The sequence below is a fragment of the Gordonia sp. HS-NH1 genome, from assembly GCF_001418765.1.
Classification (GTDB): Bacteria; Actinomycetota; Actinomycetes; order Mycobacteriales; family Mycobacteriaceae; genus Gordonia.
This window is the reverse complement of the sequence record NZ_LIYC01000106.1, coordinates 1-381: the sequence shown is the minus strand read 5'-3', so window position 1 is coordinate 381 and position 381 is coordinate 1.

The window sequence follows — 381 nt, the reverse complement described above, 5'->3', positions numbered from 1 at the left end:
CGGAGTATCGCCAGCGGGGGCCCTTCGAGGCTCGGCTAGCGCCTCGCACCTCAGGGATCGGAGGCGGCTGGCTAGCGCCTCGCACCTCAGGGAGCGGAGGCTGGCTGGCGCCCCGTACCCCAGGGGGCGGAGGCTGACTGCCGCTTCGCACCTCAGGGAACGGAGGTCGGCCGGTGTCTTGCGCATCAGGAGACGTGATCGCTGAGGTCCCGTACTCGGTGATGTTGCCCGTCGCGTCGTAGGTGAGTTGCTCCGAGCCGGTAGGGCTGATTGCCGCAGTTATCCGACCGAGCACGTCGACTCTGTAGTCGGTCCGGCCGCGACCGGCCAGGGTCGTCGTCGAAGCTGTCAGAATTCCGTCGGGTCAAGCCCCTGGTAGTG